Consider the following 13,503-nt stretch of genomic DNA (forward strand, 5'->3'; position numbering starts at 1 on the left):
CAGTAGAGAACGCACGTTCTCCACATGAGGAGGTCGCAGTGCCGGAAGACCGCCCGCCCTACCCACCGTTCACGCAGGAGACGGCCCTGCGGAAGGTGCAGGCGGCCGAAGATGCCTGGAACACCCGCGATCCCCGCCGAGTGGCGTTGGCCTACACACCGGACTCGACGTGGCGGAACCGGGACACGTTCGTCCGTGGCCGCGATGAAATCGTCACTTTTCTGACGAAGAAGTGGGAGCGCGAACTGGACTACGCGCTGCGCAAGAGCCTGTGGGGCTTCCACGAGGACCGGATCGCCGTCCGCTTCCAGTACGAGTGGCACGACAGGGAAGGCCAGTGGTGGCGTAGTTACGGCAACGAACTGTGGGAGTTCGACGAACGCGGTCTCATGCGGCGTCGGGAGGCAAGCATCAACGACGTCGCCATCTCCAGGGCCGATCGGCGGATCTACGGTCCCCGGCCCGTGGACGAGCACGGAGTCGACTTCCCACTCCGGTAGCGCCCCGCCGCTACGCCGCCCCAAAGCGGCGGGCTCTGCCGGGCCGTGCCTGGCGGTCCGGTCGGCCGATGCGCGCATCCAAGGTGGCTCCGGGGCTGAGCCGGGGACGCGATGGCTGACATCTGGCCACCCATGCGGGAACGGGACGGCTCACGATGCTCCCGGCGGCGGATGGGTGTCGGTGGCATCGGGTGGGATGGTGCTCGTGACTGTCTACGACGTAGCCCGCCAGCTCCCCCTATCGCCGTTCTGCGGGACTTGTGCCGTTCGCTGGCGATGCTCGACGCGATCCTGAGCCCGGCCTGCGAAAGGCGGTCCTACTCCTTCAACGCCGGCTGGGCCGACGGCGAGGAGATGGCCTCGATGCGCAACGGGTCGGGAGACGAGTACTCGATCGTGTTCCAGGTGATGAGCTGCACGTACCGGGGCCCAGTCCGGGGCACGCGGGACAGGGGGTACCGGGGACTGGCCCCGGAGCGGAAAGAGGTGTCGCATGTTCGAGGAGTTCGCTACCAGGACGGTACGCACCGGTGAAGCGTCCGTCTTCGTTCGGTACGGGGGCGAGGGACCGCCTCTGCTGTTGTTGCACGGCCACCCGCGTACGTCGGCGACCTGGCACCGGGTCGCCCCCCTCCTGGTGCGGCGGGGTTTCACGGTCGTCTGCCCCGACCTGCGCGGTTACGGGCGCTCCCGCGGCCCGGCGCCCACTGCCGATCATGGCTCCCACTCCAAGCGCGCCGTCGCCCAGGACATGGTCGAAGTCATGGAGGCGTTGGGGCACGAGCGCTTCGGGCTCGTCGGCCATGACCGCGGGGTCGCCGTGGCGCTCCGGCTGGTGCTCGACCACCCCTTTGCGGTGACCCGGGTGGCGTTCCTGGACGGCCTGCCTCTGAGTGAGCACCTGGACCGCGCCGACGCCCGGTTCGCCACCGCTTGGTGGCACTGGTTCTTCTTCGCCCAGCCGGAGATCCCCGAACGCGTCATCAACGCCGATCCCGACGCCTGGTACCGCGGCGAACCCGAGGCCATGGGGCGGGAGAACCACGACGAGTGGCGGGCCGCCACCAGAAATCCGGATGTCGTCCGCGCCATGTTGGAGGACTACCGCGCCGGGCTCACCGTGGACCGCAGGCACGAGGAGGCGGACCGAGCCCGGGGCGCGCGGATCACCTGTCCCACCCTCGTTCTCTGGTCGCTGCGGGACGACCTGGAGGAGCTGTACGGCGACCCCCGCACCATCTGGCGCGACTGGGCCGACGACGTCCGGGGCCACGGCATCGACGCAGGCCATCATGTGGCCGAGGAGGCGCCCGGCCCGCTCTCCGCCGCCCTGGGCGACTTCTTCACCCCCTGACTGCCTCGGGGGCCACCGCCAAAACGGCACGCACATCGTCGGAGCCGCTCACACGTGGCCTGCGCAGCGCGCCGTCAACGGCCGCCGGGTCGGGCTGTCTCGCGCCGGTCAGGTGTGAGCTGGGCGCCGGGGCCCCGGACCGGGGCCCCGCACCAGGGGCCCCTCTCCGTGCCTGCGGCGGTCGGCGCGAAGCACGAGCGGGCTCCGTACGGGCCCCGCCCCTCGCATGGCGGGGCCCGTACGGAGCCCACTGATACAGCCTCACGTCCTGACGCGCACCCCGTGACGCCGGGTCAGCCGACGGCCGGGCGCAGGCGTACCGGGAGCGTCTGGTGCCCGTTGCTGATCAGGGAGGGAAGCGGCTGCAATTCGGCTGCGGGAACGGCGAGTTCGGCCTCGGGGAACCGCTCGAAGAGCTGCTGGAGAGCGGTCGCGATCTCCAGGCGGGCGAGCGGGGCGCCGAGACAGAAGTGGACGCCGTGGCCGAAGGCCAGGTGCTCCTTCGTGGGCCGGGTGACGTCGAACAGGTCCGCGGAGTCCCCGTGCAGGCCGGGGTGGCGGTTGGCGGCGGCGTAGGAGGCCAGGATCGCCTCGCCCCGGGCGATCTTCTGTCCGTCGGGCAGGGGGATGTCCGCCAGGGCGAAGCGCATGGGCAGGTGCTTGACGGCGGGCTCGTGCCGAAGGGCCTCCTCGACGACGCCGTTCCAGTCGGCGCGCCCGGCCCGCAGATGGGCCAGCTGCGCCGGATCGCTCAGCAGGGCGGTGATGGCCTGGTCGATCACGTTGACGGTGGTGTCGTATCCGGCGGAGACCATCAGGAGCAGCGTGTCGCGCAGCTCGTCGTCGGTGAGGGCGCCGCCGTCCCCCTCGTCGTCGCGCGAAGCGATGAGGAGCGAGGTCATGTCGTCGCCGGGATCCGCGCGCTTGGCCGCGATCAGTCCGTTGAGGGCCCCGTACAGCGAAGCCGTGTTCGCGGTGGCCTGCTCGACGGTGAGCGTGGTGTCGAAGACGCCGTCGACCAGCGCGCGGAAACCGTCGAGTTGATCCTCGGGGACGCCCATGAGCTGGCCGATCACCGCGATCGGCAGCGGATAGGCGAGGTCCTTGCGCAGATCGGTCACCTCACCGGCAGGCCGGGATGCGAGATCGTCGAGGAGCGTGGCGACGATCTTCTCGACCGATGCCCGCAGGTCCTGGACGCGGCGGGCGCTGAACGCCGGGGCCACCATCCGGCGGAGCCGTCGGTGATCGCCTCCGTAGGCGGTGAACATGTTGCTCACGGCGACCCAGAGGGCCAGCGGCCAGGTGGCCACGGTCTCGGCGAAGGCCGGCCAGTGGGCGCGGGCGTCCTTGGAGACCGCCGGACTGGTGAGGAGCTCCTTGAGGAGCGTCGGGTCGGTGACCGACCACGCGGTCACACCGAGAACGTCCACGCGGGTGGCCGGACCGCGATCGCGCAGCGCCTGGTATTCGGCGTGGCGGTCGGACCCGGTGGGGTCGAGGACGAGTACGGGCTGCTCGGGCATCATGTCTCTCTTTCAGCGAGCGGTGGCGAAGCGGACGGGGAGGGATTCCAGGGCGCGGTGGAAGGGGCCCGGACGCCAGCGCAGTTCGGCGGCGGGGACGGCGAGATCCATCTCCGGCAACGCGTCGAGCAGACAGGTCACCGCGGTCTCGGCGATGAGATAGGCGTGGGAGCGGGCCGGGCAGGTGTGCGGGCCGATGCTCCAGGCCAGGTGAGCACGGTTGCCCGAGATGCCGGCCGGCCCCTGGGTGAGTTCGGGGTCGTTGTTGCAGGCCGCCATGGAGATGACGACGGGCTGGTGGGCCGGGAGCAGGAAGCCGTCGATGTCCGCGGGGTAGGGCGGATAGGTGATGCAGTAGTTCGCCATCGGCGGGTCGGTGTACAGGACGGTGTCGAGCGCGTCGCGCACCGTGGACTGGCCCGCGTGCAGCCCGGCTGAGAACTCCTCGTCGGTGAGGATCTTCAGCTGGGTGTTGGCGATGAGGTTGGTCAATGGCTCGATACCGGCGCCGTAGAGAGTGACGAGCTGGTGGCTCAGCTCCTCGTCGGTCAGCTCCGTCGGGTGGGCCAGGAGGCGCGAGGTGATGTCGTCGGCGGGGTCGCGCCGGCGGAGGGCGACGAGGTCGGCGAGTGCCTGGCCGAGGATCTGGTTGCCCTTCTGGGCGTCCGTGGTGTCGAAGATGCGCGCCATTCCGTCGGCGATACGGGCTCCGATCTCGTCCGGGCAGCCCAGCAGAGCACTCAGGATCCGGAAGGCGATCGGCCAGGCGTACTGGGTGAGCAGATCGGCGCTGCCGGTGGTGAGGAAACCGCCGATGGACTCGGAGGCGATCTTCTCCACCTGGGCGCGCAACTGGTGCTGGTCGACGGCGTTGATGGCGGCCGTGTTGGCCGAGCGGTAACGGGCGTGTTCCGTACCGCCGTTGCGCAGGGCGTTGGGCCGCCACTCCATCATCGGCCGCACGGGGCACGAGGCCGGCACCTGCTGCTCCCAGATGCGCGGGTCGGGCGGGAAGTACATGGGGTCGTTGAGGACGCGGCGCGCCTGGCGGTAGCCGATCACCAGCGTGGCCGGGATGCCGGGGGACAACTCGACGGGCACCAGGGGGCCGTAGGTCCCCCGCATCCGCTCGTAGGCGGCATGCGGGTCGGCGGCGAAGCCCGGCTCGTACAGAGCGACTCTGCCCGGGGCGACCTGGGGCACGGCGCTGGTGAAGGTCATGAGGTGGGCTCCAGGGAGGGGGCTGCGCGGTGCGCGATCACGTACTCCGTGAGCGTGATCAGGGCTTGGAGGGCGGAGGTGCGGTCGCGGGCGTCGCAGGTGGTCAGCGGCGTGTGAGGGTCCAGGGCGAGGGCCTGGCGCAGTTCGGCGGGGTCGTAGACGGGCGCCTCGGGGAAGGCGTTGATCGCGACCGCGTAGGGGATGCCCTCGCCCTCCAGCAGAGTCAGAGCCTCGTGGCTCGCCTCCAGGTCGCGGGTGTCGGCCAGGACGAGGCAGCCGAGAGCGCCCTGTGCGAGGTCCTCCCACAGGGGCCTGAAGCGCACCTGCCCGGGGAGTCCGAACAGGTACAGGGCAAGGGCGCCGCCGGCCAGGTGGATACGGCCGAAGTCCATGCCCACGGTCGTCGTGTGCTTCCCCGGTGTGCCGTGCAGATCGTCTATCCCGACGCTGTCCTCGGTGATCGGCTCCTCCATCCGCAGCGGCCGCACCTCGGACACACTGCCGATGAGGGTCGTCTTGCCGACGCCGAATCCACCGGCGATCACGATCTTGGCGGACCGGGTCACCGTGGCAGGCACGTACGAGACGGTGTTCGCCGTGTCAGACCAGTTCTCGCAGTCCATCAAGCACCTTCTGCAGGAGGTCGTTTTCGGGCTGATCGTTCACAGCGGCGGCCGGGCTTGCCAGATGGCCGCTGTCCATGAGGGAGGAGACGAGGATCCGGATCGTGGAGGGCGGCAGCCGCAACGCGGCAGCGATGTCCGCGACGGCCAGCCCGCCGCCGCCCACGGCGAACAGGCTCATCACCCGCCGGGCATCGGGCCCCAGCCGGCCGGTGGGGCTGGGCGCGGCGATGACCACGCTCTCCAGAAGGACGTCCCGGCGCGGGCGGACCCGTCCGCCCGTGCGGACGTAGGGCCTCACCATGTCGGGGTCGTGCCGCGGGCCGGTCACGCCGTAGTGCCTCCGTCCGAATGGAGGGGGGGCCTGCGTTCCGTGGTGCCGAGCTGCTCGCCCAGGCGGACCACGAGCAGCGCCATGTGATGGCTGATCAGGCCGACGTCGGCGTGGGGTCCGGTCGTGACGACCGAGAGCATCGTGTTCTGGCCGGCCGCCGTGGTCAGGCCGATCCGCTCGACGCTCTCGATGAGTTGCTGGCGCACGCCCTGGCCACCGGTGAAGGCGTCCCACGCCCGGCCCGAGGCCCGCAGCGAGGCGGTCAGGGCGGCCAGCTTCTCGCCGTCCTCCTGGCCGATGGTCTTCGTCCGGGCTTTGAGCAGGCCGTCGCCGCTCATCAGCACCGCGTACCGGACGCCCTCCACGGATCCCAGCTGCTCGTCCAGCAGCCAGCCCAGGGCGTTCGAGTGGGTGTCCGACATGATCAACGTCCTTCGTCAGTGCTGGCGGTGTTCTCGTCGTCCCGGCTGCGGCGGCTGCCTGCCATCCACGCGGCCGCCACAGCGGGGGTTCCCGGCTCCACGGGGGCGGGACCCATTCGCGTCCCGACGGCGGGGCCGGTCTCGTCGGCGGGGCGCGAGGTGCGCCGCCGGACGGTGAGCCCGCTGGCCGTCGTGGGCGCGGCCGGCGGCGCCGCTTCCGGGGTTGCGGCCGGGCGGACGCTCGGCATGCTCTGCACGGACGACGGCCGGGGAGGCTGGGGCGTCGTCAGCAGGGCCTTGGGGAGCACGATGATCGCGCGCGTGCCGCCGTACAGGTTGGGCGCCGTCAGTTCGACACGGAAGCCGTACTGGTCGGCGAGCACGGACGCGACGCGCAGTCCGGTCTGCGGGTAGGCGCCGAGCTGTGTGATGTCGTCCCGCTGCTTGCCGGACATCACCTCACGGGCCCAGGTCAGCCGCTCGTCCTCGATCCGCAGTCCGGCGTCGTCCACCACCAGGAAGGCCGCGTTCGCCCCGTGCTCCAGCGAGACGTGTACGCGGGCGTTCGGCGGGGAGTACCGCAGTGCGTTGTCCAGCAGCACCGCGAGGGCGTGGACGACGGCTTCCACGGCGCGGCTCTGCACGGCGAACGATTCCAGGTCCGTGTGCTGGACGCGCTGATAGCCCTCGACCCGGCCCATCGCCGTGCGGACGACGTCGGTGAGTGTGGTCGCCGGCCAGCGACGCGACAGCTTGTCGCCGGCCAGGACGCCGTACCCGGACGCGGTGAGCAGCATCTGCTGGGCCAGGTGGTCCATCTCGACCAGCGTGGCGTACGCCTCGTCCGAGACATGGCGGCGGACGCCGGCGCTGATCGCGCTGCTCAGCTTCGCGGCCCGCTGCACGGTGCTGGAGGCGAAGGCGCGTACCGCCGCCCGGGCCACGTCCACAGACTCCTGCCGTGCCTGGGCGATGCGCTGTTCGGCTTCCGCCCGTACCTGCGCGGTCTGGTCCCGGGCGGCGTTCTGCGCCAGTTGATGGGTCTGATCGACGGCGGCGCACGCCTGACCCGCGACAGCGGCGAGAGCATTCGCCACCCGGGTGTGCACCAGCTGGGGCGGTGCGGGGAGGTCGGGCTGGTAGGCCTGTCCGGCCTGGGTATGTGCCGCGGCGGCCGGAATCACGGTGTGCGCGATGTGTTCGGCGAACTGTTCGGCCGCACGCAACTGCTGCCCGACCTGTTCGACGTGCTGCTGGAGGCTGTCCGCGCGGCGCTTCTGGGCGCGGGCCCTGCGATGGAAGTAAAGGGTCGCACCGGCGCCGGCCGCTAACGCGGCGACGATCAGTATCAGTTCGGTCATCAGGCCCTCACGAGGATCGGGGAGACGGTGCCGGTGCGTGCGCCGCCGGTCGGGCCGTGCTGCTCGTTATGGGGAGGGGATTCCATCGTGTCTGTGCTCCGTAGTGCCCGGGATCAGAGGTCTGCCGGCTGCCGAAACCGGCTGTGTGGGGACGGGGACGGGGGTGGAGACGGTCGGCTCCGGGCGAGGGGTCGGCAGTCGGCCCGCTTCCCTGCCGCCGGATACGCGGAAGGGAAGGAGGTTCCCGGGAGTCGCCGAGATGGCGGCTTCCGACGCGCGCGCCGGTCCGCGGCTGGGCCTGCCCGGGCGCTTCCTCGTGGTGCGGCCTGCGGCACCCTGCGCTCGCTGGAGCCTCGGGGGAGGTTCCCCGAGACCGAGCGCTGCCGTTTCCGGATGCACCAGTAGCGTGCGGCCGAGCGGGAATACCGGAGTCGGCCGTCTGCCGGCGATCTAATCGTGTGGCCGGCGAGATGGGCATGACAGAACTCTAGTTGGAATAACTCCTGTTGCGCACGGGGCTGTTGTGTCTGATGAGCGGTGTTGTTGTGAATTCGGCTCTTTCTCAACGGTGTTGAGGCTCGACGCGTAGCGCGGCAAAACGGTGTGAGAGGGCTCCTCGCTGACCAGGGGGCGGGGAAGGTCCGCCCAAAGTAGCTGCGTGCGACGGAAGTTCGGCGGGAGTACGGCGGGGCAGTGGCTGTCGGGCCTGTGCTGGTGAGTACGAAATCGTTCACGCCTGCACCGGTCCCGTGTACCGCTCACTGGCTGAATCCTCCTCCGCGGGGGGCTCGAACAAGACCACCGGGGGTTCGGTGCCGCCGGCGTGGTCGTGGACCGCCGTGTGGGGGAGTCGGCTACGCATGCGGGCGGGGAGAGGTGTCGAGGGCTGTGGGCGCGACGGGCTGTCAGTGCCTTCCTGCCGGGTGCGCGAGCGTCGTCGCCGGCGACGACCGTCCGGCCTCCGGGACGGGGCAAGGGCGGCCAGTGCGCGCCCTCCATGAGCCTCCGGTATCCGCTGGCCCTGAACGGTGAGGCTGGCTCCGTTGACTAAGGGCTGTCCCGCCAGGAATTGCGGGACAGTCCTTAGGTCGGGCTCGGCGCCGCCGACCGCTCCACGCCCACTCAACCGGCTCGATCAGCAGCACGTTTCAGGCGTCAGCGCTTCTCGCGCCGGCGAACCGTCACCCCCCGAAATACAGGCCTCAATCGGCGTCCGTGGTGGTGGCGCGGCTCGGTGCGATGCAGAAGGACCTTGGCGGCGTGCCCACAAAGACGCCCCGCCCCGACGGAATGCGCAGCGCGAGCGGGAGTGAGCGGCCTGGCGATGTGTCTGACCGGGACCGCCGCCTTCCCAGCAGTTGCGGGTGGAGCCGTCGCCGGGCACGCCTGAGGTTGTTCCCCACGGCCGAAGCGTGGCGGGCGCCGCACCCATGGCCGAGTGGTCGACCTGTCCGTAGCCCCGCTCGGGTGCGGAGTCCGGACCGGCAGCCCCTCCTCGCGGGCCTCCCAGGGGTGGCCGCCAAGGCGCCACGGCGCTCCGGCCAGGCGGAGTTCGGCCAGGATCCCGCCGTAGGACATGAGCTCGGCGCCTCGCCGGACGTGGCCGGCGAGGGCGTGGGTGCCGGCGAAAACGCTCGTCGAGGGGCGATACCGCAGCGAGTGCTGGGTAGTCGCGTCATGACGATGCTTGCGACGAATCGAGGAAGGCAAGGTGACTTCGCCATGAGTACGGCGGAGCGGCAGGCCCAGAAAGACGACGACCCGGTGAACGTGCTTGTTTCACGTGCCTCTCAGCAGCTCTCGGAGCTGTTCCGGGAGGAGATGCGGTTGGCCCGGGCGGAAATGACACAGAAGGGCAAACGCTTCGGCAAGGGCGGCGGTCTCGTCGGGACCGCTGGTTTCCTCGGCGTCCTGGCGACCCAGGCGCTGGTGGCCGCCTGCATAGCCGTTCTCGCGTTGGCGCTGCCGGTGTGGGCTGCGGCCCTCATCGTCGCGGCGGTGCTGGCAGCAGGGGCGGCGGGGATGGCGCTCGCGGGTAAGAAGCAGATCACCGAGGCCGGGTCTCCCGCCCCCGAACGCACTATCGACAGCGTCAAGGCCGATCTGGCCGAGCTCAAGGAGAAGGCACACCGATGAACGACGAATCGCGAACCGGCACCGACAACCCCACTCCCGAGGAACTGCGCGAGAAGGTCGAGCGCACCCGGGACGAACTCGGGCAGACCGTCGAGGCGCTGGCGGCCAAGGCCGACATCAAGGCGCAGGCGAAGGAGAAGACCGCTGCCGTGAAGGAACAAGCCGCTGAGAAGGCCGCCATGGTCTCCGACCAGATCCGCGAGAAGGCCGGGCAGGCCGTGCAACAGGTGAAGGAGACGGTGCCCGACCCCGTTCTGGCGAAGGCGACCCAGGCAGCGGCGCAAGTCCGGGCAAGCACGGGCCGGGCAGGGCAGTACGCGGCGGCCAAGACCCCCGATCCGCTCCGCGAGAAGGCCGGCAGGGCCGTGGCTGCGGCACAGGCCAACCGCACACCGCTCGTCGCCGGCGGTGTACTGCTCGCAGTCTTCCTGCTGGTGCGTCGCAGCCGGGGGAGCCGCCGATGAACGCGTTCAAGATCGCTTACAAGCCGGTCGGGCTGGCGTTGGGCGCCGCCAGTGGCTTGCTGGCGGGAGTCGCCTTCAAGCAGACCTGGAAGATCATCGAAGGCGAGGGGGACGCGCCCGATGCCATGGATGAGGACCGCTCCTGGAAGCAGATTCTGATCGCCGCTGCCATCCATGGCGCGATCTTCGCTGTGGTCAAGGCCGGAGTCGAACGCTCAGGTGCCGTGGCCACCCGACGTCTGACGGGAAGCTGGCCGGGCTGAGGGGCAGGGACGGCGGCACTGCCGTCGGCCGTATGGGGCGCGCGAGGTGCTGCGACTTATGAGCGCGCGAGGCACTCCGAGGAGACTGACCTGCGCGGAGGTCCGCGCTCGAGAGTCCGCCGGGCCTGAGGGGCGGCGGGCAACTGTGCGCCCCTCTCAATGGGCGCGGTCCGACGCCCCCGCTGCGGCGGCCCGACGTCCCCGCTGCGATGCCCACCGAAGCCACCCGGTAGCCGAGGAAGCCCAACCGCGCCTCGTGGTTCGCCCGGTCGGCGGGCGGGTCACCGGTCTCCGCCCAGCACCTGTCTGCGTAACTGCCGGTCATCCCGCACGTTCATCCCGGCTGCGTTCGGGCCGAAGAGTTCGTGCGCGCCCAGCCGCCCGCCCCGGCCGGGCAAACCCGAGTCATGGGGCTCATTCTCACTGAGGGCCAGTCCGTTCCAGGCTCTCGGGGGACTGCTCGGCAGAGGTCTGGTGCCTGCCCGCGTTGATCCTGCGGGGCGTCGCTGGGCGGACGAAGGCGCGTATGTCAACCGCCGAGGGTCACTTGCTCTCCAGCCGCCCCAGCGCGTGGGCGTCAGCGAGGACGGATCGGGCCATCTGCCAGTCGGTGTGGTCGATGCCGGTGATGTGGCGTAGGTAGGCGAGGGTGACCTGCTGGACGAGGGCGACGCGGCTGGGGTCCTCGTCGGTGGTCTCTGCTGCCCGGTAGCCGGAGATGCCGCCGAGGAAGTGCTCGCCGCCGTAGACGGTGAGCAGGCTCTTGTTGCCGCGGCTGAGGGTGTAGGGGTCGCTTGTCCAGGCGGGTCCACGGGTGGTGAGCGGGAGATCGTCCTTGTCGCCGGCGACCACCAGTCCGGGGGCGGTGATGTGGGAGAAGTCCTGGTCGCGGAGCCAGGGTAGGTTCTCGTGGGCGAAAGGGGTCAGTTCGTCGCCGCCCTCGCCGGCCGTGGCCAGCTGGATGCTGGCCATGACCCGGGAGTCGGACAGGTCGTCGGCGGTGCCGGTCTGGGGGTCGGTGACGCGCAGACCTACCAGGATGCCGGCGGTCTGGCCTCCGAAGGAGTGGCCCGCTGCGACGATGCGGCTGTGGTCGACCCGGCCGGAGAGGCCGGGCACGGATGCCTCCAGTGGCTTGAGCTCATCCAGGATGCGCTTCATGTCCTGCACGCGGTAGCGCCACAGGTGGGGCCTGCGGGAGTCATCCGCGGCGATGGCGACCCGCTTGGAGTCGAGATGCGTGGCTTGGATCACCACGAAGCCATGAGAGGCCCAGTGGTCGACCAGCGGTGCGTAGCCGTCCAGGTCGGACCCGAATCCGTGTGCGAAGAGCACGATCGGCAGGCGTGTGCCAGTGAGCGGTGCGGAAACGCGTACGTGCAGATCCTGGCCGCGCTGGGGGGCGGACAGCGCGATCGGCTTGACCGTCACCGTCGGGGTGAGTCCGGTCGTTTGGCGGGTGGTCACGTGTGTGCTTCTTTCCGGCGCGATGCGAGTGCGAGTCAGGTGATCTTGAGGCTGAGGATGCGTCCGGCGTTGATCCGTGACGTATCGGGCGAAAACCCCGGGGTCATGTCAGCTACGCTAAAACTTGACGTCGACGTCAAAGGCAAGCTGTTGTGGCGTAGATCACAGGGAGCTCGGAATGCGCATTGGGGAACTCGCCCGCCGCACAGGCGTCAGCACCCGGGCCCTGCGGTACTACGAGGAGCAGAACCTCCTCACGGCCGAGCGCAGCGACACCGGCCAGCGCCACTACCCGGAAACCGCGGTTGCCCGGATTCTCCTGGTTCGGGAGCTGTTCACCGCCGGCCTGTCGAGCAAGACCATCGCCGAGCTCACGCCCTGCGTCATCGACGGCAAGGCCACACCCGAACTCCTCGACCGCCTGGCTGTGGAGCGCGGCCACATCGACCAGCACATCGTCGATCTCACGCACACCCGAGACCGGCTCGACTCGGTCATCGCCAGCGCCTCCGCATCCATGGACACCGGTACCCCCTGCCGGCCCGGCCCGGCCTCGACCACTCCGGCGCGGGTCAGCGACGCTGCCCTCCGGGGAGATCAATCAGCTCGGGAAGGTGGGGATGACGTCGTCCAGTCCGCTCGGGGTGCTCTGGAACAGTGACCAGCTCGCGTTGTTACGAGAACTGGCGAGCTCGCGAACAGCGCCGCTGCGGCGGATGCATCGAGCGCATGTCGCCCTGCAAACGTGGCACCGCGAACGCCGTCGTCGCCCGCATGCTCCGACTGCACCTGGACACCGTGCGCCGCTGGCGTAAGCGGTTTACCGCTGAAGGACTCGCAGCTGTGGAGGACCGTCCGGGGCGCCCGCGCCGCTACGGTGGTGAAGTGCATTTGGCCATTGTGGCCACGGTGACCGGCGCATCTCGGTTGGTGCCTGCTGCCCGAGGGTGCGCCCTCACCGGCAAGGCACCGCCGGGGGACCAGCGGCAGTCCGGCCGACGAGCAGGATGGCCGAGCTGACGGTTTGCAGTCAGCTGACGTCCCCGAAAGCCATGTCAGGTGCGAATTCCGCAGGGCAACGTTCCCCAGTGACGTCGCATGCACGCAGGTGAGCGACCCTCTCCACCGCCAGATGAACTGTGACAGGGCAACAGGTGTGGTTTGCCCTGAGAGGCCGCAGGCTTAAGGCGGTCCGCGGCCCCGCTGCGGGCGGGCTCAGTCCCTGCCCGGCCCCGCCGCGAGGGCGTCCAGTTGCTCCTTCGACCATGAGAGCCTGCCGCCCCGCAGGTCTTCGACCACCGTGCGCACCCACTCCAACTCTGCGGCTGTCACGGCCCGCAGGTATTCGGTCTCCAGGCGGGTGATGCGCGGCAGCCCCTGCTCCGTCTCCGCGGCCATGGCCGCTTCCAGCCCGCAGAGCTTCTGCGTGAGGGCGCCGACCCGTTGCTCCAGTACCTCCGCCATCTCGTCGGACGTGAGCAGCAGAAGGTTCGAGAGGGCGGCCGGGAATTCCGGAAACTCCTCCTTGGGAGCGGTGAGCATCTCCTTCAGCCAGGCGCGCGCGGTCTCGCGCCCCGCGTCGGTCACCTCGTACACGGTCCGCTCGGGGTACTGCTGATCGCGTCCGGTCTCGCGGACCGCGATCAGCCCGTCACTGTTGAGCCGCTCGATCGTCCGGTAGAGGCTCGCGCGCTGCCTGACGTTGACTACCTGCTCCTTTCCCCAGTCCTTGACCAGGCGCTGGATGCCGTACGGATGCAACGGCTGGTAGTGCAGCAGAGCCAGGACGGTCAGGGCGAGGGGGGAGCTGCGGGGAGTGGATGCGGCCATGG

The 13,503-nt window shown here is 70.1% G+C and carries 14 protein-coding genes and 2 pseudogenes; 8 read left to right on the top strand and 8 right to left on the bottom strand.

Going from position 1 to position 13,503, the window contains the following annotated elements:
• The first annotated feature begins 38 nt into the window (after positions 1-38).
• The 3 genes and pseudogenes from E6R60_RS09235 (at position 39) to E6R60_RS09245 (ending at position 1,854) form a co-directional block, all read left to right on the top strand.
• Entirely contained in the window at positions 39-500 is a 462-nt protein-coding gene (locus E6R60_RS09235) for a nuclear transport factor 2 family protein (protein WP_136325944.1), read from the top strand.
• A 205-nt stretch (positions 501-705) separates the two neighbouring features.
• Positions 706-902, top strand: a pseudogene (locus tag E6R60_RS37265) (hypothetical protein); the annotation flags it as partial.
• 91 nt (positions 903-993) lie between these two features.
• Positions 994-1,854, top strand: coding sequence for an alpha/beta hydrolase (locus E6R60_RS09245; RefSeq protein WP_136325945.1), 861 nt, complete (start codon positions 994-996; stop codon positions 1,852-1,854).
• Positions 1,855-2,147: 293 nt separating this feature from the next.
• Here E6R60_RS09245 and E6R60_RS09250 read toward each other — a convergent pair whose 3' ends face one another.
• Genes E6R60_RS09250 through E6R60_RS09275 form a run of 6 tightly spaced genes read right to left on the bottom strand, consistent with a single transcriptional unit; the run spans position 2,148 to position 7,341 of the window.
• A complete protein-coding gene (locus E6R60_RS09250) occupies positions 2,148-3,380 on the bottom strand; it encodes a cytochrome P450 (protein WP_136326035.1) in 1,233 nt (410 codons plus the stop codon).
• A 12-nt stretch (positions 3,381-3,392) separates the two neighbouring features.
• Positions 3,393-4,601 (bottom strand): cytochrome P450, encoded by a 1,209-nt coding sequence (locus E6R60_RS09255; RefSeq protein ID WP_136325946.1) that lies wholly within the window; start codon positions 4,599-4,601, stop codon positions 3,393-3,395.
• Positions 4,598-5,224, bottom strand: a complete 627-nt coding sequence (locus E6R60_RS09260; protein ID WP_168713568.1) for an ATP/GTP-binding protein — start codon at positions 5,222-5,224, stop codon at positions 4,598-4,600. The genes E6R60_RS09255 and E6R60_RS09260 overlap by 4 nt, the downstream gene beginning before the upstream one ends.
• Complete coding sequence (locus E6R60_RS09265) at positions 5,202-5,528, bottom strand: DUF742 domain-containing protein (protein WP_168713572.1); 327 nt, start codon at positions 5,526-5,528, stop codon at positions 5,202-5,204. Before E6R60_RS09265 ends, E6R60_RS09260 begins: the two co-directional genes overlap by 23 nt.
• Before the next feature lie 23 nt (positions 5,529-5,551).
• A complete protein-coding gene (locus tag E6R60_RS09270; RefSeq protein ID WP_136325948.1) occupies positions 5,552-5,980 on the bottom strand; it encodes a roadblock/LC7 domain-containing protein in 429 nt (142 codons plus the stop codon).
• Between the two features lie 2 nt (positions 5,981-5,982).
• Positions 5,983-7,341: an ATP-binding protein gene (locus E6R60_RS09275; RefSeq protein WP_136325949.1), complete on the bottom strand. Its 1,359-nt coding sequence runs from the start codon at positions 7,339-7,341 to the stop codon at positions 5,983-5,985.
• A 1,722-nt stretch (positions 7,342-9,063) separates the two neighbouring features.
• Between E6R60_RS09275 and E6R60_RS09280 the strand changes: the two genes are divergently transcribed.
• Genes E6R60_RS09280 through E6R60_RS09290 form a run of 3 tightly spaced genes read left to right on the top strand, consistent with a single transcriptional unit; the run spans position 9,064 to position 10,204 of the window.
• Entirely contained in the window at positions 9,064-9,477 is a 414-nt protein-coding gene (locus tag E6R60_RS09280; RefSeq protein WP_136325950.1) for a phage holin family protein, read from the top strand.
• Entirely contained in the window at positions 9,474-9,941 is a 468-nt protein-coding gene (locus E6R60_RS09285) for a DUF3618 domain-containing protein (RefSeq protein WP_136325951.1), read from the top strand. The genes E6R60_RS09280 and E6R60_RS09285 overlap by 4 nt, the downstream gene beginning before the upstream one ends.
• On the top strand, positions 9,938-10,204 hold the full coding sequence (locus tag E6R60_RS09290; RefSeq protein ID WP_136325952.1) for a DUF4235 domain-containing protein: 267 nt from the start codon (positions 9,938-9,940) through the stop codon (positions 10,202-10,204). Before E6R60_RS09285 ends, E6R60_RS09290 begins: the two co-directional genes overlap by 4 nt.
• A gap of 543 nt (positions 10,205-10,747) precedes the next feature.
• Here E6R60_RS09290 and E6R60_RS09295 read toward each other — a convergent pair.
• Positions 10,748-11,671, bottom strand: coding sequence for a chlorophyllase (locus E6R60_RS09295; protein WP_136325953.1), 924 nt, complete (start codon positions 11,669-11,671; stop codon positions 10,748-10,750).
• 178 nt (positions 11,672-11,849) lie between these two features.
• Between E6R60_RS09295 and E6R60_RS09300 the strand changes: the two are divergent.
• Together E6R60_RS09300 and E6R60_RS09305 are read left to right on the top strand one after the other, a co-directional pair.
• Positions 11,850-12,200, top strand: a pseudogene (locus tag E6R60_RS09300) (MerR family transcriptional regulator); the annotation flags it as partial.
• A 200-nt stretch (positions 12,201-12,400) separates the two neighbouring features.
• Positions 12,401-12,691 carry a helix-turn-helix domain-containing protein gene (locus E6R60_RS09305; protein WP_276613951.1) on the top strand — a complete coding sequence of 97 codons (291 nt, stop codon included), beginning with the start codon at positions 12,401-12,403 and terminating at the stop codon, positions 12,689-12,691.
• A gap of 195 nt (positions 12,692-12,886) precedes the next feature.
• Here E6R60_RS09305 and E6R60_RS09310 read toward each other — a convergent pair whose 3' ends face one another.
• A complete protein-coding gene (locus E6R60_RS09310) occupies positions 12,887-13,501 on the bottom strand; it encodes a PadR family transcriptional regulator (protein WP_136325956.1) in 615 nt (204 codons plus the stop codon).
• Positions 13,502-13,503 lie beyond the last annotated feature (2 nt).

The sequence above is a fragment of the Streptomyces sp. A0642 genome (genome assembly GCF_004795105.1).
Taxonomy (GTDB): domain Bacteria; phylum Actinomycetota; class Actinomycetes; order Streptomycetales; family Streptomycetaceae; genus Streptomyces.

Excerpts from the sequence above, each read along its gene's own strand:
- E6R60_RS09245 (WP_136325945.1), top strand. The coding sequence starts at position 994 with ATGTTCGAGGAGTTCGCTACCAGGACGGTACGCACCGGTGAAGCGTCC.
- E6R60_RS09250 (WP_136326035.1), bottom strand. The coding sequence starts at position 3,380 with ATGCCCGAGCAGCCCGTACTCGTCCTCGACCCCACCGGGTCCGACCGC.
- E6R60_RS09255 (WP_136325946.1), bottom strand. The coding sequence starts at position 4,601 with ATGACCTTCACCAGCGCCGTGCCCCAGGTCGCCCCGGGCAGAGTCGCT.
- E6R60_RS09260 (WP_168713568.1), bottom strand. The coding sequence starts at position 5,224 with ATGGACTGCGAGAACTGGTCTGACACGGCGAACACCGTCTCGTACGTG.
- E6R60_RS09265 (WP_168713572.1), bottom strand. The coding sequence starts at position 5,528 with ATGGTGAGGCCCTACGTCCGCACGGGCGGACGGGTCCGCCCGCGCCGG.
- E6R60_RS09270 (WP_136325948.1), bottom strand. The coding sequence starts at position 5,980 with ATGTCGGACACCCACTCGAACGCCCTGGGCTGGCTGCTGGACGAGCAG.
- E6R60_RS09275 (WP_136325949.1), bottom strand. The coding sequence starts at position 7,341 with ATGACCGAACTGATACTGATCGTCGCCGCGTTAGCGGCCGGCGCCGGT.
- E6R60_RS09280 (WP_136325950.1), top strand. The coding sequence starts at position 9,064 with ATGAGTACGGCGGAGCGGCAGGCCCAGAAAGACGACGACCCGGTGAAC.
- E6R60_RS09285 (WP_136325951.1), top strand. The coding sequence starts at position 9,474 with ATGAACGACGAATCGCGAACCGGCACCGACAACCCCACTCCCGAGGAA.
- E6R60_RS09290 (WP_136325952.1), top strand. The coding sequence starts at position 9,938 with ATGAACGCGTTCAAGATCGCTTACAAGCCGGTCGGGCTGGCGTTGGGC.
- E6R60_RS09305 (WP_276613951.1), top strand. The coding sequence starts at position 12,401 with ATGTCGCCCTGCAAACGTGGCACCGCGAACGCCGTCGTCGCCCGCATG.
- E6R60_RS09310 (WP_136325956.1), bottom strand. The coding sequence starts at position 13,501 with ATGGCCGCATCCACTCCCCGCAGCTCCCCCCTCGCCCTGACCGTCCTG.